This window comes from Vibrio sp. 10N.286.52.C3 (genome assembly GCF_041468865.1).
Classification (GTDB): domain Bacteria; phylum Pseudomonadota; class Gammaproteobacteria; order Enterobacterales; family Vibrionaceae; genus Vibrio; species Vibrio crassostreae_C.
Window position 1 is genome coordinate 1 of the sequence record NZ_JBFRJM010000162.1, and the last position, 1402, is coordinate 1402.

The 1402-nt window shown below is 42.2% G+C and carries 1 pseudogene; it reads left to right on the forward strand.

From position 1 onward, the window contains the following. Positions 1 to 197: 197 nt before the first annotated feature. Positions 198 to 1095: pseudogene (locus tag AB4138_RS23965) on the forward strand (IS3 family transposase); the annotation flags it as partial. Between the last annotated feature and the right edge of the window lie 307 nt (positions 1096 to 1402).

A 1402-nucleotide genomic window follows, 5' to 3' on the forward strand; every position in this document is an offset into this window, starting at 1 on the left:
CCGCGATGAACCTTATTTTTGCCACGGTAAGGTATTCGTGTTGCACGATAGTCCAAGTAGTCTCGTTCTTTAAGGTGGTAGGCAATCGGGTTACCTAATCCTTCAATTGTTTTGGCTATCAGATCCCGAGCTTGCTGATCCGCACTAGTAGTTTTGGACACTGAGTTAAGTGAGTACAATCACTAATGAGGTGAACCATAACAAGCAAGAAGAAACGTATTATCCATTCTCCTGAATTTAAAGCCGAAACCCTGAAGTTGGCAGAGAAAGTGGGAGTCGCTACAGCTGCAAGACAGCTCTCGTTACATGAATCTCAGATCTATGGTTGGCGAAAAGCCACAAAGAAGAATTCTAATATTAGCCAACGAGAACAAGAATTGGCCGTTGAAGTCGCTAAGCTAAAAAGGCAGTTGGCAGAGCAAGCAGAAGAGCTAGACATCGTAAAAAAGGCCGCCACCTACTTCGCGAAAAATCTAAAGTAAATTGCTATGAATTTATGCTCGAACACCTGCTGAGTTTCAGTATTTCCCGTATGGCTAAGGTGTTCAGAGTTTCTTGAAGTGGGTTTTATTATTGGGTTGAGAACCGCCACAAGGCGATTCAACGTGAAACAGAGCGCCAAAAGCTTGATACCAAGGTAAAAGAAGCCTTTGACGTTAGCAAAGAATGAGATGGCTCAGACGTATTCAGAAAGAACTGGCAGAGAGCGGTGATAACCATAATGTTAAGACCATTGCCGCCAGTATGAAACGTCAGGATTTAGTAGCGAAAGCAGCACGCAAGTTTAAGTGTACAACGGACAGTAAGCATAAAATGCCCGTTGCTCCGAACTTGCTCGCTCAAGATTTTAACGCAACGGCTCCGAATCAAAAATGGGCAGGAGACATTACTTATGTTGCCACAAGCGAAGGCTGGCTGTACTTAGCTGTCATTATTGACCTATATTCAAGGCAAGTAATTGGTTGGTCTATGGATACGAGAATGACGGCCTCACTGGTCTGTGATGCCTTATCGATGGCTTTATTCCGTCGAGGATTCCCTGAGCAGGTTATAACTCATAGCGATCGAGGTAGTCAGTACTGCTCGAAAGACTATTTCAATTGCCATTACGCTGAAAGTTGTTACCCATTCACCTCTACACTTGATTGTTTTCAATACGTTAAGTGCAAATACTACTAATCTGCCCAAGGTTTAGAGGACCTTGAACAGTTTAGGTATACACAAGCTTAAATCAAACGTTGGAACGCGCGTTTTTCTTCTTTGATTTATAGGCTTTCATTGAAATTTTTAAAGCAAGCTGTTTTTGTTTAATTGAAATGAGTTGTCTCGTTACGACCTTATGGTGTAACTCTGTGATAAAGTTTTTTTCCCAAGGCGTAAGACGGTCAAACCTCAATAAAAT